Genomic DNA, 20680 nt, shown 5'->3' on the forward strand with positions numbered 1-20680 from the left:
CATCATGCCGTCCCGGCGGGCACAATACGCCGGATGGAGGTCAGGTTGGAGTACTGCTCCCAGGCGGCCCGGATCTGGATCGTCTTGCCGGGAACCGGCGCGTCGATGGCCTTGCCGTTGCCGAGGTAGATCGAAATGTGGTCGCCGCCGAAACTCACCAGCAGGTCGCCGGGCTTGGCCTCGGCCAGGGATGCAACCGGTGTGCCCTGGCGCATCTGGTCGCTCACCACGCGGGGAATCTCAACGCCCAGATCCTTGAACACCCGCTGGGTGAAGCCGGAGCAGTCCATGCCTGTGGCCGGATTGGTTCCGCCCCACACGTAAGGAACGCCGATGTATTTCTTAGCCATGGCCACCACGTCGGTGCCCGTCGCCGCGCCGGCCGCCGGGACGGTGGCGGGAACGGTGGCCGGCTGGGTGACGCCCTTCAGGGCGCCGACCGCCGTCGTGCCGCCCATGCCCAGGCTGGTGGCGAGGGAGGAAGCATCGGTGCCCTTGGTCCCGCCCAGCGCCGCTGTCAGCGCCTCGGTGAAGGACCCCGCGTCCCCGGACCCCGTCCCGGTCGCCAGCGATGTTGCGGCCGCCGACTGGAGGGCGGCGGTGTTGGTTTGGGCTGCGGCGGGCCGGCTCAGTTCAGCGATCATCGCCTGGATGCCCTGCATCCGGCCGATTGCCTCGGTCATGCTCATGACTTCGTCTCCTGCTCTTCGCGGTGCCAGAGGGTGGAAGCGATCTCGTCCAGGGTGGACTGCTCGGCCCGCAGGTCTGCGGTGTGGACTTCCTCGAGATGGCGGGCCTGCAGCTTTTCCAGGCCGACGGAGCGTGTGCGGGCGGCGATGAAATCCTCGCGGGCTGTGGTTTCCTCGGTGTGCGCCACCTTGGCGAGAGCCTGGAGGTCCGCGAGCATGCTGTGCGACGAGGAGCGGGCGGCGGCAACAGCCCGCAGGGATGCCGAACCGAAGACCGGCGCCTCGCCCACGGCAAGGTCGCGGCGCGCGGCGGCTTCCCGCGCCCGCACCGAGCTGGAGCGGGAGCGGGCGCTGGCCAGCCCGGTGGCGGCCTGGTCCTGCTGCATCTGGCGCAGGCGCAGGAGCCCTGCCAGAGAGAATTGGCGGTTCATGATGCTGCTCCCAGGATCGAGGTGAGGTGGTTGAGCCGCTGCCAGGACTCGGGGTGGGCGGTGGATTCGTCCATCGGCTGCTGCAGGAAAGCGCTGATGTCCCGCTCGTGGTTGAGGGCAGCGTCCACCAGCGGGTTGGTGCCCGCCTGGTAGGCGCCGACGTCGATCAGGTCCTGTGCGGCTTTCCGGGCGGCGAGGACGCGGCGCAAGGTGGCCGCGGCCTCCAGGTGAGGGCGGGCGTTGACTTTGGTGGCGACCCGGGACACAGAACCGAGCACGTCCACCGAGGGGAAATGCCCGGTGACGGCGAGCTTCCGGTCCAGGACCACGTGCCCGTCCAGGATGGAGCGGGCGGCGTCGGCGATCGGTTCGTTGTGGTCATCGCCGTCCACCAGCACCGTGTAGATGCCGGTGACGGAGCCGGTTTCGGCGGTGCCGGCGCGTTCCAGCAGCCGTGCGAGGACGGAGAACGTCGACGGCGGGTAGCCGCGGGTGGCGGGCGGTTCGCCGGCGGAGAGCCCGATCTCGCGCTGGGCCATCGCCACCCGGGTGAGGGAGTCCATCATCAGGACCACGTCCTGGCCCTTGTCGCGGAAGGATTCGGCGATGCGGGTCGCGGTGAACGCCGCACGCATGCGCATCAGGGCCGGTTCGTCCGAGGTGGCAACAATGACCACCGAGCGCGCCAGTCCGGCCGGGCCAAGGTCATCCTCGAGGAACTCACGGACTTCGCGGCCGCGCTCCCCCACGAGGGCAATGACCGACACCTCGGCGTCGGTGCCGCGGGCGATCATGGAGAGCAAGGAGGATTTCCCGACGCCGGAGCCGGCGAAGAGTCCCATGCGCTGGCCTTTGCCGAGCGTCGTCATCGTGTCCAGCACCCGGACGCCGGTCTGCAGGGCCGTGTCGATGCGGGCGCGTTTCATGGCGTTGGGGGCTTCGTTGTCGATTGGCACGCGGGGGCCGCTGGTGAGCGGTCCTTTGCCGTCGATCGGCCGTCCAAGACCGTCCAGGACGCGGCCAAAGAGCCCGGATCCGGTGGGGACCAGCACGGCGCCGCCCTTGGTCCGTACCGGATCGCCCGCCGCGATGCCGGCCAGCCGGCCCAGCGGCATGCAGCGCACGGAGCTTTCCAGGGCGGCCACCACCTCGGCGTCCAGTCCCGGGTGCGAGCCCACGGTGACCAGGTCACCCAGGGCGCAGTCGAGTCCGGACACTTCCAGGCCCAGGCCCATCACCGAGGTCACGACGCCTACCCGCTGCGGGGCGGCGGCGCGGAGGGCTGCCGGATACTCCGCGCCCATGGGACGCCAGCCGGCGATCACCGCAGGTCTCCCGGCGCGGCGTCTGCCCGGCCCTGATCGCCCAGGAGCGCTTCGCGGGCGCGGGCCAGGGCGCTGCCGAGGCTCGCGTCGAGCCAGCCCTGCCGGTATTCGACCTTGGCGTCGCCGCGGTTGAGGGATGGGTCCGCGCGCAGCGGCAGGCCGGCCGGCAGGTCCTGGCCTTCCTTGGCGAGGACCTGGATGTCGGCCGGGTTCAACCGGATCGCCAGCACGGTGGCGGCGTCGTCTCCGGCGAGGGCGCGGTCCAGGGCGGCGCGGGCCGTCCGGGTCCCCTCGGCGAGTTCGTAGCCCAGGATGGCCCCGGCAAGTTCCAGCGCCGTCCAGGCCAGGACTTCCTCGGCGTCGTGCAGGGCCTGGACGTTCCGGTGGGCGAAGTCCGTCCGGGCCACCGCGAGGGCGCGGACCGCCCGGTCTAGGTCCTGCTGCCCGGAGGCCAGCGAAGCGGCCTGCTCGGCCGCCATGCGGTCCCGCCAGCGGCGCTGTTCCTTGGCGGCAGCACGGACCCCGGCGGCGTACCCGGCGGCGTGCCCTTCGGTGTAGCCGGCTTGCTCGCTGGCGGGTCCGCTCGCACGCAGGGAGGGGAAGATGATCCGGGCAGGCCCGCTGTCCGTCATAGCCGCGTCAGTAGACATAGACTTCTTCGTCCCCGCGCTGGATGGTGATCTGGCCTTCGGCGTCCAGCTCGCGGATGGAGCGCACCACGGCGGCCCGGGCTTCTTCGACCTGGGAAGCACGCAGCGGGCCCTGCGCGGCGATTTCCGCTTCGAGGATTTCCAGGTTGCGTCCGGAGACGTTGGTGGTGATCGCTTCCAGGACGGTTTCCGAGGCGCCCTTCATGGCCACGGCCAGCACGGCGGCGTCGACGCCGCGCAGCACCAGCTGCACGTCCCGGCGTTCGAGTTTGACGATGTCTTCGAAAGTCACCATCTGGGCGCGGATCTCGACGGCGAGGGCCGGATCCAGCAGGTCCAGGCCGTCCAGTACGGAGCGTTCGGTGCCGGCGTCGGTCCGGTTGATGATTTCCAGCAGCGGCGCGATGCCGCCCACCACCTTGGATGCCTGCTGTGAGACGGCAGCGCCGCCGCGCAGCTTGAGGGTGTCGGCAACGATTCCGATGGCCTCGGGGGCGCCCGAGCCCATGGTGGCGATGCTGAGGGCGACGTCGGCCCGCAGCGAACCCGGCAGGCCCGACATCACGGCGGAGGCCTTGCGCGGGCTCAGGTGCGCCAGGACGAGGGCGATGGTCTGGGGCAGTTCGCCGTCGATGAGCGCGAGGATCTGAACGGGTTCAATGTCCTCGAGGAACTCCAGGGATTTGCCGGCCATGTTGACCGTCAGCCGGTTCAGCAGGCCGGCGGCTTTCTCCGTGCCGAAGGACGCTTCCAGCAGGCCTTCGGCCAGTTCCCGGCCACCCCGGGCCTGACGGGGGCTGGTCATCGCGGTTTCGTGGAAGTCCTTCATAATCTGCTCGGCGACTTCCGGGTCCACCTTGCGGAGCCGGACGATCTCGGCGGCAATTTCCTCGGCCTCGGAGTCGTTGAACTGGGCCATCACCTTGGCGGCGTTGGCTGGGCTCATCTGCATCAGGACGACGGCGGCCCGCTGGGTGCCGGTAAGTGTTGAATCGGCGAGTTTCATACCGGCTGCCTGTCATCCATGAGGCCGCGCAGGTAGTCGGCTGCCTTCTCCGGGTTGGCGGCGACCATGTTGTCGATCTCGAAGCGGCGGCGTTCAGCCTCCACCTGCGCCGGCGGCGGAAGCACCGGCGGAAGGGCGGCGATCGGGATGGCGGACGTCGCGGGCGCCGGGGGCAGCGCCGTGACGGGCGGCAGCACCGGCACCAGCTCAAGGTCCAGGCGTTCGCCGAGGTCCACCGGCTCACGCTTTTGCCGGCGGCGCAGCACCAGGGTGATGACAAGGGCCAGGATTAGCAGGCCCAGCAGGATGCTGCCGGCCGTGATCAGGGTGTTGAAGAACTCGGCCTGCTTCTGGGCTTCGAGTTCGGCTTTGGCTGCGTCCAGGGATGCGGCTGCCTGGTCCGCGGCGGCGGTGCTGAACGGCACCACCTCAACGGTCACGACGTCGCCGCGGGCGGTGTCCACGCCAGCGGCTGCAGTGACGAGCGAGGTCAACGAGCCCAGGTTCAGCCCGCCGGCCGCGGCCTGGTCGACGGCGACCGAGATGGTCTGCCGCTTCACGGCACCTGCCGGGATCACCCGGTCCTCGGTGACCTTGTTGACGGCGTTGTTCTTGGTTGCCGTGGCCGAGTCGAAGTTGCCGTTTCCGCTGGTGTCGCCGGGAACCGCGATGTTATCCGGGCCCAGGACGCCCGCGGCGCCTCCCCCGGTGCCGGTGTACTTCTCGGTTTTGGACGACTCGCTGAGCGGAAGGGCGCCCTCGGCGTTGCTGAAAGTCTCGCTCTTCTGCTGGGCGGATTCCCCGGTAACATCCGCGGCCACGGCCACGGTGGAATTACCGGGACCCACCACGCGGTCCATCACTGCCCTGACGGCGTCGGAGGTGCGCTGCTGGTAATCGGTGGCCTGTTTGGAGGCCGACCCCGCCGCACCGGCGCCGACCGCGGACAGGACGTTGCCCTGTGAGTCGACGACGGAGACGTTGGCGGGCTTGAGGTTTTCGATGGCGGCCGAGGTGAGGTGCACGATGGCCTGGACCTTGTCACCGGACAGCGTGGTGCCCGGGGTGGTTTCCACGAAAACGGACGCGGTGGTGTCCGGTGTCTTGGAGACGAACACGGTCTTTTCCGGAATGGCCAGGCGCACAGCGGCGGTCTTCACGCCTTCCATGGCGGTGATGGTGCTCGCGAGTTCGCCTTCGAGGGCCCGCTTGTAGGTGACGGACTGCTGGAACTCGGACGACGTGACGCCCATTTTGTCCAGCAGGGAGTACCCGGTGGCGGCTGCGGTGGGCAGGCCGGCGGCGGCAGCTTTCAGGCGTTCGTCATAGACCTTGTCCTGCGGTACCAGGATGGTGGACCCGCCGTCGCTCAATTCGTACGGCACGTTATCCTTGCGCAGCTGCTCCACGATGCCGTTGGCGTCGGTGTCCTTGAGGCCGGAGAACAGCGGCGTCAGGGCAGGTTTGGACAGCCAGGCGGAGAGGGCGATGATGCCAACCACCAGGAGGGCTGCCCCGATCACCGCGAGCGTGCGCTGACCGGTGGTGAAGCTTTTGAGTCCGGCGCCGAAGCGCTGGAAGAAGACAGTGATCTGCGGGGGCATCAGGCTTGCATCCTCATGATTTCGTTGAACGCATCGACGCCCTTGTTGCGCACCGCAGCCACGAGCTCAAGCGTGATCTGTGCTCGGCTGGACGCGATGGTGGCGTTGTGGATGTCATCCAGGTTGCCGGTAACAGCGGAGACGGCGAGCTCTTTCGACGTCGACTGCAGCTGCTGGAGGTTATCCACGGCCCCGGTGAGGGAGGCGCCGAAGGCTGAGCCGTCGGTGCCGGTGGCAGCGCCGGCGCCGGAAAGGTAATCCGTGGGCATCACGCCCTGGACGGGGGCGATGGGGGAAACAGGCATCAGGATCTTCCAATCTCAAGGGCAGCCAGGTAGGTCTCACGGGCACGGTCCACTACCTGCGCGTTGGCCTGGTAACCGCGTTGGGCGATGATGAGGGCGCCCATTTGTTCGGCCATATCAATGTCCGGGTACTTCACGTTGCCATCGGCGTCCGCCAGCGGGTGGTCCGGCTGGTACACGATCCGGCCTTCGGCGTTGCCGAGCTGGGTGCTTTTGACGAAGACACCGTTGCCCTCAGACCCTTCGGCGGCCTCAACATATTTGGCTTGAAAGGCCGGCCCGGACGTGGCGGAGGCGTTGTTCATGTTGGCGAGGTTGTCCGAGACGGCGTCGAGCCATTTGCGGTGCACGGTGAGCGCTGAGCCGGCGATGCCGATGGCGTCGAAGGTCATTAGTTGGTCCTCATCGCGGCACGGACGGCGTTGAATTCCCCGCCGATGGCCCGGGCAGCGAACTGGAAACGCAGCACGGTATCGATGTTGGAGAGGGTCTCGGTGTCCAGGTTGACGTTGTTGCCATTCAACTGGGTGGGCTCCAGGGAAGTGCCGGTGGACGCGCCCACCGTGCCTTCGCCGGACTTCACGGAATCCGCCAGGGCAGCCTCGAAGCTGACACGCTTGGCGTGGTAGTTCGGCGTGTTGACGTTCGCGATGTTGTTCGCGATGGCGCGCTGGCGCAGCGCCAAACCGTCCATGGCACTGGCCAAGGCGGCGGAAGTCACGGATTCGAGCACAGAGTCCTGCCTGGTGAAAGTGGCGAGGGCCGATCCGTGGCCGTTAAACGAGCGATCCGTGCTCTAAGAATGGTTATCGGCAGCGGTCAGCTGCGCGTTAGCAGAAGTTTCCTCAGGTTTTCTGCAGGTTCACCGCCGGGCGTGGTGCCAGCGGGTCCCGGAATTTTGGGGCGCGGCCTGTCAGCCGTTGACGTCGAGGTACACGGCGCCGGAGGGGTCCCCGATGCCCGGGACGGAGGAGACCGCCTGCAACTGCCGGGCCACATCCGAGCGGGCCTCTTCGAGCCTGCGGGCCACTCGTTCCTGCGCAGCAGAGAGGGCCAGGGCGCGGCGACGGGCGACGTCGGGCAGGGGCCCCGGCGACACCGGCGGCTGCCAGCGTTTCTCGGCACGCGGCTCCGCGCCGGCCTGGGGTGCAGCGGACAGCGGGCCCAGCGGGTCCTTCAGGGTCCGTTCAGCGGCGCCGACCGCCATCTCAAGCATGTCAAGCACCGCGTTCCAGGCAGCGAGTGCGGTGTCCGTGCCGGCGGCCCGGTTCAGCGTCGTTTCAGAAAATTGCATGCCGGCTCCCCCTGCTTTGGTTTCCATATCGGCCCAGTCACCCAAAACCGAGGCTCCCGCTGCCGGATCCGGACTGGGCATTCCAGTCGCCGGACGACGCGAAACCGGAAGGGCCGGTAGTCGCGAAGGCCGGAGCACCCGCCGGGGCCGGAGCTGGAACGGCTGCGGCGGCGTCGTGCCAGGCCTGGCGCAGCGGCTCAAGCAGCTCGATCGCTTCCCGGGTGAGGGCGGCGTCGCGTTGGATGTTGGCGTTGATCAGGGCGGTGGAGACGTAATTGTAGACACCCAGCAGCCCGTCGGCGCCGTCCCAGGCGTCGGTCTTCAGCGATGAGGAAAGTTCCGTGACGATGGCCTGGGCGTGGAGCAGGTTTTCCGTGGCGACCGGCCAGTTGGCGCTCTGTTGCGCCGCTTCCGCCCGGCCGAGGTCCAGCAGGAGCCGGTCGTAGAGCATGGTGAGCAGCCGGGCCGGCGGGGCCGAGAGGACGGAGTCCGCAAGGTACTGGTTGCGCTGGGCGGTGTTGCCGTAGCCGGCGAAGGACGTGGTGGTCATGCTGAGCTACTTCCTGAGAGGCCTGCGAGTTGGGAGGAAAGCCAGGCCTGTTGGGCCTTCATGTTGCTCAGCGCCACTTCCAGGCCTGAGTAGGTTCGCTGCAGGGTGGCTTTGCGGGATTCCAGCCGGGTGTCCCAGTCGCTGATCCGGTCGGTGAGATCCTTGACCTCGGTCTGCTGGCCGGTGATCTTGGCGGTCAGCGTGCCGGTGTACTTGTCCGAGGCGGTGGTTGCTGCCGCAGCGAGCCGGGTCGCAATTTCCTGGACTTTCACCTGCACTCCGGCCGGGTCGGCGGCGAGGGCTGCGGCGAACTTCTTGTCGTCGAACTCCATGCTGCCGGTCTTGGTGATGCTGATGCCGATTTCCGACGGAGAGCGGGGCGGTGTGCCGACAGGCAGGGAGGCGGCCGAAAGCAATGTTTGGTTCATCGACCGGATGGTGCTGTCGCCGGCAAAGACCCCGGCGGTGGTCGCGGAGCCGCCGGCGCCGCTGACCGCGCTTTTGATGGCCACGAGGGATAGGACACCGTTCAGCCCGGCCACCAGGTCGGAGGCGAGCTTGGTGATGCCGGCATCGTCACGGCCAACGGTGAGAGTGACGGGCGTGGCCGTGATTTCCTTGGCGGTGAGGGATACCCCGGGCAATACGTCGGCGAAGGTGTTGGTCGGGGACTTCACCACCTGGGCGGCACCGGTGCCGGGCCAGAGTTCAATTTCAGCGTCCTGCGCGGCCTTGACGTCGGTGAACGCGGTTCCCGGATCGGTGATGGTGAAGGCGCCGGCTTCACCGGGTTTCGTCGCGGCGAACTGCAGGCGGAATTCACCGCCGCCAACGGCCACCTTGCTGGCCACCACGCCGGCGCCGGCGGCGTTGACCGAACTGACGACGTCGTCAAGGGAGCTGGTCAGCGGGGTGACGGTATAGTTCTGCCCGCCGCTGGTGATGGTCATGGTGGTGTACGGCCAGCCCACCACTTTGTTCGTCACGGCGACCTGTGTTTGGGCCAGCTTGGTGACGGTGAAGTCGATGGAGCCTGCCTGGGCGGCCGCGGTGGTGGTGGCGGTTACCTTGTCGCTGCTCAGGGTTGCGGCGTAGAGGTCAAAGGCACCAGGTTTGGCGGCGGCCGAGGCCTGGGTGGCGAGCGCGGCCACCTTCGTGTTCAGGCCCTGGAGTGCAGACACCATCGTCTGGATCTCGTACGACTTGTTTTTCAGTTGTGTCTGCGGGATCGCTTCAACCTGCATGAGGGAGCCGATCAAGGCCGTGGTGTCGAGCCCGCTGGCTAGCCCGTCAAGGGAGATTCCCATGGCTGCCGCTCCTTGCTCTCTGGTTCGTGCCGGTTTTTCGTTCATTCAGGAGCTGCGCGTAAGGGCCGGACGATGGATTGCTCGCATCGTCCGGCCCTTCCACAGCGAAGTGATCGGGGGTGTTTCTCTTATCCGATCAAGTGCGGCGGACTCACTTGTTGACTGCTAGTCCGCTAGTCCGCCGGAACCCGTTTAGCGCAGGAGCTGGAGAACGCCCTGGCCGGACTGGTTTGCCTGGGCCAGCATCGCGGTGCCGGCCTGGGACAGGATGTTGGACTTGGTGAACTTGACCATTTCCTCAGCCATGTCCGTGTCGCGGATACGGGAGTTGGCAGCGGACAGGTTCTCCTTGGAGACGTTCAGGTTCTTGATGACGCTCTCGAAGCGGTTCTGGCTGGCACCGAGTTCCGCACGGGCGCTAGAGACGGTCTGAATGTTGGTATCCAATGCCGCGATGGTCGTCAGGGCCGTCCCTGCATCCTTGAAACCATCCGTGGCTGCAGTGCCGAGGGCGGTGACGGCAGTTCCAATTGCTGCGACGTCCATGAACTTCACAGCGATCTGGTCGGAAGCAGCGACGCTTCCGGCGCCGACCTGGAAGGTCAGTGAGGTGGTTACGCCGTCAAGCAGATTCTTGCCATTGAAGTTCGTGGACGCACCGATGCGGGTGAGTTCCTCACCGAGTGCCTTGACTTCCGTCGTGATTGCCTCGCGTGACTTGACGCTGTTCGAGTCGTTGCCGGCCTGAACGGCCAGGTCGCGAACACGCTGCAGGATCGAGTGAACCTCGTTCAAGGAGCCTTCTGCGGTCTGGATGACGCTGATGCCGTCCTGGGCGTTGCGGGCGGCAACTCCCATGCCGTTGACCTGGGACTTCAGGCCTTCGGAGATAGCCAGGCCGGCCGCGTCGTCACCGGCGCGGTTGATGCGCAGGCCGCTGGAAAGCTTTTCCAGTGACTTGGACAGGTCGTTCTGGGTGTTGCTGAGGTTGCGGTAGGCGTTGTTGGCAGCCAGGTTGGTGTTGATCTGCATTCCCATGATGTTTCCTCCATGATGTGGGACGGTGTGCGATGGCCCATCCGTGGGCCTTCAGGAGTAGCTATCGCCGTTTCGGCCAGGCAGGTAAGCAGAATTTGAAAATTGTTTTTGCGCGGGCTGATTCCCCTCTTACGGCGCCTTTACAGCCCTATTCCGGCTAACGGATCCACTTCACCGGCCGATAGTTTCTACGAACCCTGCTGATGGCCGCAGCTGACACTTACGTACTGCACGCCAGGCACACCACCGCGTTAGCCGCTAGAAGTTAGTCACCTAAAGAGGGAGCCGTCCGGACCTATGGCCATCCACGAACTTTCAGCCCTGCTGTGGCGGGAGCGTGAACTCCTGGACGTTCTCACCTTCAAACTTGAGGAAGAGCAGCTGCTGCTCACCTCGGGGAAGTCCCGCTGGCTGCCCCACGGCACCAAGGAAGTCGAGCAGGTCCTGGCCCACCTCTCGCAGGCAAGCCTGGCCCGCACCATCGAGGCCGCCGTCGTCGCCGAAACCTGGGGATTGCCCACCGACGTCTCCCTCGGCGAACTGGCCGCAGCTGCCCCGCAGGGGGCCTGGTCCGAGATCCTCAGCGCGCACCTGAGTGCCATGACCAAGCAGACGGCCCTGATCAAGGAACTGCGCGATTCCAACGAGCAGTACCTGCGAACCGCCGTCCGGTCCACCCAGGAGTCCCTCGCGGATCTGCGGCCGGCGGCGGCAGCCGGTACCTATGACGCGCACGGCAAAACCGCCGATACCGCCGGCTCCCGCATCTTCGACCAGCAATTCTAAGGACGCGACCATGAGTACCTTTGGCGCCCTGAACACCGCCTACCGCGGCCTGACCGCCGCCCAGCAGGGCATGAACGTGGCCGGACAAAACATCGCCAACGCCGCCACCGAGGGCTACACCCGGCAACGCGTTGAGCAGTCATCCATCGGGGCGCCCACCCGGGGCCTCTTCAGCGGCGGGCTGCTGCAGGCGGGCCAGGGCGTGTCGGTGGACTCCATCGCCCGGCTGGGCAGCAGCTTTCTCGACGCCGGGGTCCGCTCAACAGGCGCGCAGGCCGGCTTCGCGAGCACCCGGTCCGCCGCGCTGCAGGGCATTGAAGGCGTGCTGCAGGAGCCAGGTGACAACGGCATCTCTTCCGCGCTTCATGATTTCTGGTCCGCCTGGCAAGGAGCGTCCAACAATCCCGGGGATGCGACGGCCAAGGGACAGGTCCTGGCGGCAGGCAACGATCTCGCCGCCAAGGTCTCCTCCTCCTACCGCGCGTTTGAAGGGCAGTGGAGCAGCGTCCGGGGCCAGGCACAGGAATCCGTAGACACCGTTAATGCTGCCGCCTCGCAAGTGGCCGCCTATAACACCACGATCCGTTCCACCCTCGCCGCCGGGGGCTCTGCGAATGAACTGATCGACGCCCGGGCCAAGCTCACCGAAACCATCTCCCGGCTGTCCGGCAGCACTGTTCGGGAGCAGGCTGACGGCACCGTCGACGTGCTGGTGGGGGGAAATGCCCTCGTCACGGGCGGTTCCGTCCGGACCCTCGCCCTGTCCGGATCCCAAGGCGCGGACAAACTCGGCGCCACCGTCCAGCTCGAATGGGCGGACCGTCCGGGCGCAGCCGTCGCTGATATCAATGGCTCAATCGCCGGCGCCTTGTCCGTCCTCGCCCCTGCCGCCAGAGGCGGTGCTATCGCCGCGGCCGCCGAGGCGTTGAATTCATTCGCCAGCAAGCTCGGTGACACGGTGAATTCCGCCTATTCCGGTGGGCAGACATCCGACGGAGCAACGGTCGGCAACTTCTTCAACGTCTCCACGACGGATCCCGCCCGCAGCCTGACCGTCGCCCCCACAGAAGCTGCCGGCGTCGCCGTCGGGACAGCCGGCCAGGGGAAGCTGGACGGAAGCTTGGCCGACACGATCTCCCAGCTCGGATCCGGCCCCGGAGCGCCGGACAACACCTGGGCAAATATCGTCACCGGTATCGGCGTGCAGTCACGTGGCGCCCAGCAGCATGAGGCGTTGAGCTCCGCAGCGGAAATCTCCGCGCAGGGCAGCCGGGCCTCGCAGGCGTCCGTGAGCCTGGACGAGGAAAACGTCAACCTGCTCACCAACCAGCACGCCTACCAGGCCGCTGCCCGCGTGATGAGCGCCGTCGACGAGGCCCTGGACGTGCTGATCAACCGCACCGGACTGGTAGGAAGATAGCCATGCTGAACCGCGTCACGAACCTGACCATGAGCACCACCGCACAGCGCACGCTGCAGACCCAGCAGTCCCGGCTGGCCGGGCTGCAGGAAAAAGCTACGTCGCTGAACAAAATCTCGCGTCCCTCCGACGATCCTGCCGCCACCGGAGAGGCCCTCCGTACCCGCGCCGAGCTCGCTGCCAACGCCCAGTATGGCCGCAACATTGACGACGGCGGGCGCTGGCTCGACGCCGCCGACTCGGCTCTGGAGAACGCCAACAACCTGCTCAATAAAATCCGCGACCTGACAATCCAGGCCGGCAACGGGTCACTTAACAAGGCCGCCAAGGATGCCATCGCTTCCCAGCTGGACGGTTTGAACCAGGACCTGCTCGCCACCGCCAACGCCAAGCAGTCCGGCCGCAACATCTTCGCCGGCAGTTCTGACGCCGCAGTCGCCTTTGGACCCGCAGACCCGTCCACCTACAACGGGTCCGCTAACGGCTCGGTGGAACGCCGCATCAGCGCCGACCAGACAGTCCGGGTCGATGCCGACGGGGCGAAGATCTTTGGTGCGGGCACTACGTCCGTCTTTACACTGGTCAGCGGCATGGCTGCCACCCTGCGGTCCGGCGGCGACATCACTCCGAAGCTGCAGGACGTGGACGCGGTCTTGTCCAACGTCATCTCCGGACGTGCTGAAATAGGAACACGACAGGCGCAGCTGGAACGTGCCGGATCCGTCAACACAGAATTGGAGGCCACCTTGGACGCCAAGCGCAATGGCATTGAAAAGGCAGATCTCAGCAGCGTCATCATGGACCTGAAACTCCAGGAGACCAATTACCAGGTGGCCCTCGCCGCCACGGCCCGGGTTCTGCAGCCCACCCTGATGGACTTCCTGCGATGAACACGCCGGTGGCTGATGCACCCGTGACCAACACGCCCGTGACGTTCACCGCACCCATGCCGGGTCTGGAAAGCGTGCGGGACTTTACCCTGCGCAGCGTCGACGGCGCCGCCGGGCTCTACGCGCTGGAGGCAGGTTCGCCCGTCCCGCTCCGGCTGTTCCTCGCGGACGCTGCCGTGTTTGTGCCGGCTTACGCCCCGCCCGTGCCTGCCGCCGTACTGGAAGCCCTGGATGTGGAGCCCGGCGGGACACCCCAGGTGCTCGTGGTGATCAATCACTCCGCCGGCGGGACCACCGTGAACCTGATGGCCCCGGTGGTGCTCAACCCGGCCAACCGCCGCTGCACCCAGCTGGTCCTGGACGGCCGCGACTACCCGCTCCGGGCCGACCTCAGCTCGCTCTGACGCTTTCCTCCGCGAGCGCGGCTCACCAGAAATGCGCGACGTCGATCACCAACCGTGAGCCTGCGTCCGGACCTGCCAAGGCGAACACCTGGAACGGCAGCCGGGCGCGGACGCCGATACCGAGGCTCGAATACCCTTCAAAGCTGCCCGCCCAGGCCACCTGCCGGAACGTCTGGTAGCCGGTGAGGTCACTGAGTTCCTTCGGATCCGCCGGGCTGTACGTGGCGGCGCCGTTGCTGTCATAGGCCGGGGCGTTAACCGTGACCTGGAGGAACGCCTGGCCGCGCAGCGGAACAGGAAGGCCCGAGCCGTCCTGCGTCACCTGCGGGACGTACCGGACGGTGTAACCACCCACAGGCCCATTGAGGTCGATGACCAACCGGTCAAAGCAGTAGTGCTGGCCGGTGCGGACATTTGTCACCTGGGCCTGGCTCATCGCCGGATCCGCCTTGCTGATCGATCCCCACACCAGTCCGCAGTAGGGGTCCGCCGACGCAGGGCCAGGCGCCACAAGCCCCGATCCGACCGCCATCATGATCGCTATCAGCCATACCCGGAACTTCTTCATTGTGGGCCGCCCCCTCGAGAGTTGAGATAACTCCAGAGTACGAGCGTTGCGGGGCTGAATCGAGAGGCCAGCTCCATCGGCGTCGAACCGTTAGACCGGGGCGGAGCCGGTCACGGAACGGTTGCACCGCCGTCGTCCGCGCGGTCGAAGGTCCCCTAGCCTTCGCAGTCGCGGCAGAACTTCAGGCCGTTCTTTTCCTTGGCCACCTGCGACCGGTGACGGACCAGGAAGCAGGAGGAACAGGTGAATTCATCGGACTGCTCCGGAACAACAATGACCGTCAGCTCTTCACCGGAGAGATCGGCACCGGGCAGGTCGATGCCTTCGGCGGTGTCATTCTCGTCGACGTCGATCACAGCGGTCTGGGCGCCGCCGCCGCGGGATGCCTGAAGGGCCTCCAACGATTCGGCCGGAGACTCTTCTTCGGTCTTGCGGGGTGCGTCGTAATCGGTTGCCATGTGGGGTTCACTTTCGTTGCTGCGCAGCACCATTTCAGGCACCTCAGTGAAGCAGTTTAGGACATTATGCCCGCAGCCGAAGAAAAGTGTGGCCAATCCGACACTTTGCGTCGGAAACCCCACGGCCGCCTGTTCAGGCGACCGGCCAGACGATGAGGGTTTTCCACTTCGCCGGGTCAGGCTCCGCCGCGGGATCGGTGAGGTAGTACTCCCACATGGCATCTCCGGGGGTGGCTCCGTCGGCCTGCATCCTGGCCATCACCGCGGTGTATGTTTCCGGGAGTGACTCGTACGGACCCACGTGCATGGCTTGGAAGGCCCGGCCGGACGGGAGGGTTCCGGCGGTCACGCCGCCGTCGCTTCCGCTGGGAAACGCCGTCGCCACGGGGAAGCCCACCTCAACGTCGACGACGTCGGTCGGCATTCCGCGGTACATTGCGAACGGCGGCCCGGCCAGCTGGACGTGTTGTTGTTCGGCTGCCGCAGTCACCAACCCGTAGGCCCGGTCGAAGAACCCGCGCAACTTTGTCATAGGGACGGTCTCGCGCAACACCGCCGTCGGCTGTTCCTGGAGCTGAGTGGACTTGATATCCCGTGTTGTTTCCGGAGTCGATTCAGTCATACGCCCAGACTCCGCCGTGCGGTTTCCGCAGGCTAGGGCCTAACGGCCCGCCCACCGGCGTCCGTGCGCCGGGCCGCGAACAGGTCCGTTCAATCGATCACGGACAAATCCGGTACCCATTTTTCCTGGGACTCCCCGGCCTTGAACATCAGAATCCACGCGCCGTCCTGTTCCCCGTGGATGTTCGTAAACGGAGTGTACGCGAACCAGAACTGGGTGGGGGCCTCGGTTGACGTGCTGCGCATCTGCACAATTTTGAACGTGAGCTCCTCCAAGGACCCATCCATGGGGAGGAATGTATTGGATTCGTCCTCCACCGTCATGCCCGTTGACTCCGGGAGCCCGGAGGCATCGGGTGCGCCGGTGGTTGCGGGAACCGAGGAGACTTCCGCATAGGCCCCGGTTAAGAGCGGTGAGACGCGGGTCGGAGCCATCTTCGCGTAGTTTCCGCCCGCGGCCCTCGCCGTCGCCGCCTTCAGCAGTTGGTCATTGGCCACCTGCTCTCCGGTGTCCGAGCTGGACATCTTCCTGGCGGCCGGGAGCTTGGGGTCCGGGCTGTTACCGGCCGCCCCCGCAACGGCGTCCCCCGGATAAACCTCGCGAAGGAAGGCCCCGTAGGCCAGCTGGTCGTCGCGGCTCTGCTGTTGGAACGTGGCCACGTCCATGGCCTCCAGAGCACCGACCCTGGATTGCTGCTCGGCTGTCAGGGCTTGGAAGGGAGCGCTGTCTTTCAAGCTCGCCCGGGCCGCTCCGACGGAGGCGGATGCGGCGGCCGGGGTTCCGGCGGGGGCGGATGCGGCCGGCGCGGAGGTTCCGGTGGTGCTGGCGGCACCGGCTTCGGTTGACGCAGCGGCGCAGCCGGAGAGAAGGGCGGCGACAGTGACCACGGCGGCAGTGAACGCGGTGGTTACGCACCGGCGTCGGCGTCTTTCGGTCATGGTGTTCCCCCAACTGTTGCCGGCCCACGGGTTGTCCCGAGTGGCCTTGATGCCCAACAGATCCAGCGTCAGATGCCTAAGTACGAAGATGCCTAAGTACGAAGATGCGGCATCGCCACGCTACGGACATTCTCCACACTTTCCCTATTTTTTGCCACGGTGGGCTCCAAGGTGATGGGCGTCGCGTTGAATCATCCGCAGGGAGGACCGAGACTGGCCTTGCGACTCGATCCGGACAAAGCATCAGCACTCCTGCACAAAAAACCCCTCCGCTCCGGGCAAAATCACCGGAGCGAAGGGGTTCGTGGGGCCCCCTGTCGGATTCGAACCGACGACCCCCGCTTTACAAGGCGGGGTATCCCCGGTGTTCCCGGCGGTGCCCTGAACTGGCCCCTGACCAGCGATCTTGCATCTATTGATGTCGAAATCGTACCCCTAGGTTCCCGAGAGTTCCCGTTCAAAGCGTGTCGTAAACGTGTCGCTTACAACGGCGGAGGCGCCGACCGATACAACGGGGGATGGCGGCCTGCAGGAGCTATTCTTTGCCTCTACTGGACAGTCCGTCTCGTGCTTTGGGTCGAGTCGAATCATGCCCGGTCGCCAAATGGCCGCTGCCAACTCGCATGCCAGCCGTGCCAATGCTCGCAGCCGTCCTGCTACCTCGCTACGATCGTGTTGGGTCACGTGTTCGATCGTCGAAGCGAACGGACGGATTGCAGCACGAGTCTGCAATCAGCGCTATTGGGGGGCATCAGATGTGGATAACGAGCGACGTGAATTTGCCCCAAGCTATTCTCGACGCCCAATCTGAAGGGCGCCTGGTACTTTTCGTTGGCGCGGGGGCTTCGGTCGACGCTCCGTCCGGACTGCCGCTCTTCGACAAGCTGGCGTGTCAGTTGGCGGAAATGGCACGGGTACCATTCGACGAGAGCGTCACGATTGACTTCTTCCTGGGATCGATGCCTCAGAGTTTCGACACGCACCGCCACACCCACGAAATAGTCACTCGCCAAGGCTCCGCACCGAACTCCACCCACGAAGCGCTCGTTCTGGTGGCCTCTTCAATTGGACAGCTGCGGATCGTCACGACGAACTTCGATAACCATCTTTCGACCGCAGCAACTGCTAGCGGAATCGAGGTTTCCGACACCTGGATCGGCCCGGCCCTACCACTCGGGGAAGATTTCACCGGCATCGTCCATCTTCACGGTTCGGTGCTCCGCGAACCTCGGGAACTCGTTCTCACCGACCGAGACTTCGGGCGGGCGTACCTCACCAGCGCATGGGCTACCCGGTTCCTGCTGCCCATGTTTCAGACGTTTACGGTGCTATTCGTCGGTTACAGCCACGACGACCCAATCATGCGATACCTCGCGCTTGGCCTGCCATCGGGGACGCCGCGATACGCCTTCACCAGCGCCGACGAGGTAGCCCACTCTAAGTGGTCAAGGCTCGGAGTACAGCCGATCGGTTACCCAGTCCGGGGCCACGATCACAGTGCCCTCGTCGCTACACTCGAGGCGTGGGATCTCCGCGCCCGGATGGGCCAGACCGAGCATCGCGCGCGGATTGTCGAAGTTGTTAACGGCGGGCCGACGCTCACCCCGGTCGATTACGACTACCTCGTCGGTCAACTGAAGACCGCTAACGGTGCTGAGGAATTCGTGCTGGCAGTTGCGGCTATTGAACCGACTCTTCGGGTCGCGTGGCTCCGTTGGGCGGAGGATCTGCCGGAGTTCAAGGCGATCTTCAATGGCCAAGACGGGGACGCCGCCGTCACCGTCCTTGGAAACTGGTTCTGTGACTTCTTCTTGGCGCTGCCGGGACTTCACGGGGCCGCGCTGCAGACGGTGCAACGGTTAGGCCAAGCGTTCGGCAGGGGCCTCTTCCGGTCTGCCGGTTGGGCAGCAATCCATCTGAGCAACGTGGATACTGACGCCGGGCGGCGATGGAAGGCATTCCTCGCGACCTCAGTTCACGGTCACTCCGCACCGGTTGCCACGGAAATGCTTCTGTCATACCGCCCGATTGATCGCCCAGAGGACCTTACGGTGCTCCGGGCAGCTCTCAGGCCTTACCTCGTGCTCAAGCGACGATGGCTCTTCGACGGCTCCGAGGATCTGACCGCTATCCCGGATGCCGAAGTGCAGTGGAATACCAAAGGACGCAGCCTTACCGAGCACATCTTGAAAGTCGTGGAGGTGACCGCTCATGGAGATCTTACGCTGGGAACCTTACTGGAGGACTCGCTGAGCGCCGCTTACGACCTGCTCGACGCCTACCATGGCCCTCGCTCGTGGGATCCACTGAGCTTCGGTCGCTCGGCAATCGAGCCGAACGAGCAGGATCGGTTTCGCCATCCAGTCGACGCAGTCATCGATGGACTCCGAGCATACGGTGAGAAAGCCCTGGCCGCACGGCCTGACCTACCCGAGCGGTGGTGGTCGCTCGGTCGAGCTCTCTTTCGCCGTCTCGCGCTCTATCTGCTCGCACTTGATGCCTCGCGGTCGTACGACGAGAAGGTCTCGTGGCTGCTCGAACGATCTGTTCTTTATGAAACCGACCTCAAGCACGAAACTTATCGTGTACTCAAAGTGTCGGCTGAGAAAGCATCGAAAGAAGCCCGCGCGCACCTTCTTGCGGCCGCGCAGGCCGGGCCAAGCCTCCCCGAAGGCATCGCCGACACTGATAGACACACTAAATACGCAACCTACAACTTGCTGGTATGGCTGGCCCAGGTCGCGCCCGGATGGTCAGAGGCTGGCACAGCATTGGCAGCGGCAGAGGACACAAACCCTAATTTCGCCCCCCGGGAGCATCCCGACTTCGACAGCTGGATGACGAGCGGCACCTGGGGCGGAAAACTGCCGATGGAGCCGGAGGACTTCATCAGGTCCTTTGAAGAGGATCCCGCCGCCGCCGTCAATGATATTCTCGCCCGGGACTACTCGGAACGGAACTTCGACGAACCCCAGTGGGAGGACGCTCTTTCTCTTGTGAGCCGAGTGGCTGAGTCCCGTCCAGAACTCGGCGAACAACTTTGGACACTCCTCGATGAGCGGAGTGAGCTTGATTCTCTGTCAAACGATATTCGACGAGCAACTATCGAAGGCTGGACAAAGGCGACCTTGGGTGGGGCCGCCGATGCTGTCGTCGAACGAGTTGCAACACAAGTCCCAAATTCCGAATCCGCCCGGTCAGTCAGCCGATTCCTACTGGAACAGGTTCGCTTGCAGATCGAGAGTGACGAGACGCGCGCTCTCGCGGACATGCGCCGCATTGCTTTCCGGCTCTGGAGGGAACACGGCCAGTCATTCACGCACGCGGAGGGAGTGGACCCGAATTCGATTGCTCCGCTCTACCTCAATTCCTGGCCAGAAGACCTCGCCCAATACTGGATGGCCGAGGTTGATCGACGCTGGCGGAAGGATCGTGATGACTGGTCGGGCCTCAACGATGGCGAGCGCGATGCGCTGACACAACTACTCGGCGGGCCGCCGCACGCGCTCGACGCCACCCGCCCCGCGGTGGCGAGCCACTTGTTCTTTTTATTCGCCGCCGACGCGACCTTCACCACTGAGCATGTGCTTCCGCTATTCCGCGAAGACGCGACTGCGCCGTTGGCTTGGAATCCCTATTTACATCACCCCCGCTACAACGACAAACTGCTCGCGGCTGGTCTCCTAGACAGCACGATCGCGGAGTGGGCCCGGCTCGACGCGCTAGGATCCCATCTGCGGAGTCAATTCTTCGCACTAGTCGCCTCAATCGTGTCCTTTGGGGGTATCTCTCCGGAGTCGCGCCAAGCCCTGCTCGATCAAAGCGTGCTTGCCGACAACGGCGCGCACGCAGCGGAGTTTGCTCACGCGGTTGTGCGCTTCCTCGGCGCGGACGGGATCGACGGCGCAGAGGTGTGGAAGCGATGGCTTGGCGACCACCTCACGGCAAGACTGAACGGCTTGCCAAGAACCCCAGACACCGAAGAACTGACCTGCTGGGCAGACACCGTCGCTTACCTCGGCGATGCTACTCCTGAGGCGATCGAACTGCTCGGCAACCACAGTATCGGTCTGGGCGATCGGTTCTTCCTACCGGACTTCCCAGAAGAAGCGCTCTCCGCTCATGGGCAGGTTCTGGTATCACACTTCGCGGAACGCGTTCGCAACTCGTCACCCAGCGACTACTCCATAGTCCATCAGGTGAAGGACCTGATCGATGCGTTACGCAGCGCCCTCGGCGATACAGGTGTGCAGCCGTTAGTGCATGCGGCGATGACGAGGGGATTCCTTGACAGCAGCAACTAGTGGTGTGTCTCCAAAATAGTTAAAGGTTTGGCTGTTAAGATTGGGGTATGTCGAATCTTGCTCCTGCCTTGGTGGTCTCGGACGCCCAGCG

General features: G+C 65.4%; 22 protein-coding genes and 1 tRNA gene. 5 read left to right on the forward strand and 18 right to left on the reverse strand.

Annotated features, from left to right (window positions below; genetic code table 11):
• Positions 1–2: 2 nt before the first annotated feature.
• From RCH15_RS16060 to RCH15_RS16120, 13 genes are all read right to left on the reverse strand, one after another.
• Positions 3–689 (reverse strand): C40 family peptidase, encoded by a 687-nt coding sequence (locus RCH15_RS16060; RefSeq protein WP_326961666.1) that lies wholly within the window; start codon positions 687–689, stop codon positions 3–5.
• Positions 686–1120 carry a flagellar FliJ family protein gene (locus tag RCH15_RS16065; RefSeq protein WP_326961667.1) on the reverse strand — a complete coding sequence of 145 codons (435 nt, stop codon included), beginning with the start codon at positions 1118–1120 and terminating at the stop codon, positions 686–688. The genes RCH15_RS16060 and RCH15_RS16065 overlap by 4 nt, the downstream gene beginning before the upstream one ends.
• Positions 1117–2445 carry a FliI/YscN family ATPase gene (locus RCH15_RS16070; protein WP_409017225.1) on the reverse strand — a complete coding sequence of 443 codons (1329 nt, stop codon included), beginning with the start codon at positions 2443–2445 and terminating at the stop codon, positions 1117–1119. Before RCH15_RS16070 ends, RCH15_RS16065 begins: the two co-directional genes overlap by 4 nt.
• Positions 2442–3095: a FliH/SctL family protein gene (locus tag RCH15_RS16075; protein ID WP_326961668.1), complete on the reverse strand. Its 654-nt coding sequence runs from the start codon at positions 3093–3095 to the stop codon at positions 2442–2444. Before RCH15_RS16075 ends, RCH15_RS16070 begins: the two co-directional genes overlap by 4 nt.
• Positions 3085–4101, reverse strand: a complete 1017-nt coding sequence (gene fliG / locus RCH15_RS16080) for a flagellar motor switch protein FliG (RefSeq protein WP_326961669.1) — start codon at positions 4099–4101, stop codon at positions 3085–3087. Before fliG ends, RCH15_RS16075 begins: the two co-directional genes overlap by 11 nt.
• On the reverse strand, positions 4098–5705 hold the full coding sequence (fliF, locus tag RCH15_RS16085) for a flagellar basal-body MS-ring/collar protein FliF (RefSeq protein ID WP_326961670.1): 1608 nt from the start codon (positions 5703–5705) through the stop codon (positions 4098–4100). Before fliF ends, fliG begins: the two co-directional genes overlap by 4 nt.
• Positions 5705–6010 carry a flagellar hook-basal body complex protein FliE gene (gene fliE, locus RCH15_RS16090; RefSeq protein ID WP_326961671.1) on the reverse strand — a complete coding sequence of 102 codons (306 nt, stop codon included), beginning with the start codon at positions 6008–6010 and terminating at the stop codon, positions 5705–5707. The genes fliF and fliE overlap by 1 nt, the downstream gene beginning before the upstream one ends.
• Positions 6010–6402: a flagellar basal body rod protein FlgC gene (locus RCH15_RS16095; RefSeq protein WP_326961672.1), complete on the reverse strand. Its 393-nt coding sequence runs from the start codon at positions 6400–6402 to the stop codon at positions 6010–6012. The genes fliE and RCH15_RS16095 overlap by 1 nt, the downstream gene beginning before the upstream one ends.
• Positions 6402–6743 (reverse strand): flagellar basal body rod protein FlgB, encoded by a 342-nt coding sequence (locus tag RCH15_RS16100; protein WP_326961673.1) that lies wholly within the window; start codon positions 6741–6743, stop codon positions 6402–6404. Before RCH15_RS16100 ends, RCH15_RS16095 begins: the two co-directional genes overlap by 1 nt.
• A gap of 180 nt (positions 6744–6923) precedes the next feature.
• A complete protein-coding gene (locus RCH15_RS16105) occupies positions 6924–7304 on the reverse strand; it encodes a hypothetical protein (RefSeq protein WP_326961674.1) in 381 nt (126 codons plus the stop codon).
• Positions 7305–7341: 37 nt separating this feature from the next.
• A complete protein-coding gene (gene fliS, locus RCH15_RS16110; protein ID WP_326961675.1) occupies positions 7342–7854 on the reverse strand; it encodes a flagellar export chaperone FliS in 513 nt (170 codons plus the stop codon).
• Complete coding sequence (gene fliD, locus RCH15_RS16115; protein WP_326961676.1) at positions 7851–9161, reverse strand: flagellar filament capping protein FliD; 1311 nt, start codon at positions 9159–9161, stop codon at positions 7851–7853. Before fliD ends, fliS begins: the two co-directional genes overlap by 4 nt.
• Before the next feature lie 192 nt (positions 9162–9353).
• Complete coding sequence (locus tag RCH15_RS16120; RefSeq protein WP_326961677.1) at positions 9354–10199, reverse strand: flagellin N-terminal helical domain-containing protein; 846 nt, start codon at positions 10197–10199, stop codon at positions 9354–9356.
• A gap of 297 nt (positions 10200–10496) precedes the next feature.
• Here RCH15_RS16120 and RCH15_RS16125 point away from each other — a divergent pair, with 297 nt between their 5' ends.
• From RCH15_RS16125 to RCH15_RS16140, 4 genes are read left to right on the forward strand one after another with little or no spacing between them, the layout of a single operon-like run.
• Positions 10497–10985, forward strand: a complete 489-nt coding sequence (locus tag RCH15_RS16125; protein WP_326961678.1) for a flagellar protein FlgN — start codon at positions 10497–10499, stop codon at positions 10983–10985.
• Positions 10986–10995: 10 nt separating this feature from the next.
• Positions 10996–12405 carry a flagellar hook-associated protein FlgK gene (gene flgK, locus RCH15_RS16130; protein ID WP_326961679.1) on the forward strand — a complete coding sequence of 470 codons (1410 nt, stop codon included), beginning with the start codon at positions 10996–10998 and terminating at the stop codon, positions 12403–12405.
• A gap of 2 nt (positions 12406–12407) precedes the next feature.
• Positions 12408–13295, forward strand: a complete 888-nt coding sequence (flgL, locus tag RCH15_RS16135) for a flagellar hook-associated protein FlgL (RefSeq protein WP_326961680.1) — start codon at positions 12408–12410, stop codon at positions 13293–13295.
• 8 nt (positions 13296–13303) lie between these two features.
• Entirely contained in the window at positions 13304–13699 is a 396-nt protein-coding gene (locus RCH15_RS16140; protein WP_326961681.1) for a flagellar assembly protein FliW, read from the forward strand.
• 22 nt (positions 13700–13721) lie between these two features.
• Here the strand turns inward: RCH15_RS16140 and RCH15_RS16145 are convergent, their stop codons facing one another.
• The 5 genes from RCH15_RS16145 to RCH15_RS16165 form a co-directional block, all read right to left on the reverse strand.
• Positions 13722–14267, reverse strand: coding sequence for an AMIN-like domain-containing (lipo)protein (locus RCH15_RS16145; RefSeq protein ID WP_326961682.1), 546 nt, complete (start codon positions 14265–14267; stop codon positions 13722–13724).
• Between the two features lie 155 nt (positions 14268–14422).
• On the reverse strand, positions 14423–14725 hold the full coding sequence (locus tag RCH15_RS16150) for a DUF4193 domain-containing protein (RefSeq protein ID WP_326961683.1): 303 nt from the start codon (positions 14723–14725) through the stop codon (positions 14423–14425).
• A 133-nt stretch (positions 14726–14858) separates the two neighbouring features.
• Positions 14859–15347, reverse strand: a complete 489-nt coding sequence (locus RCH15_RS16155) for a GyrI-like domain-containing protein (protein WP_326961684.1) — start codon at positions 15345–15347, stop codon at positions 14859–14861.
• A gap of 89 nt (positions 15348–15436) precedes the next feature.
• Positions 15437–16285: a hypothetical protein gene (locus RCH15_RS16160; protein ID WP_326961685.1), complete on the reverse strand. Its 849-nt coding sequence runs from the start codon at positions 16283–16285 to the stop codon at positions 15437–15439.
• 305 nt (positions 16286–16590) lie between these two features.
• A tRNA-OTHER gene (locus RCH15_RS16165) sits at positions 16591–16676 on the reverse strand.
• 382 nt (positions 16677–17058) lie between these two features.
• Between RCH15_RS16165 and RCH15_RS16170 the strand changes: the two genes are divergently transcribed.
• Complete coding sequence (locus RCH15_RS16170; protein ID WP_326961686.1) at positions 17059–20589, forward strand: SIR2 family protein; 3531 nt, start codon at positions 17059–17061, stop codon at positions 20587–20589.
• Positions 20590–20680 lie beyond the last annotated feature (91 nt).

The sequence above is a fragment of the Arthrobacter sp. MP_M4 genome, assembly GCF_035984855.1.
Classification (GTDB): Bacteria; Actinomycetota; Actinomycetes; order Actinomycetales; family Micrococcaceae; genus Arthrobacter.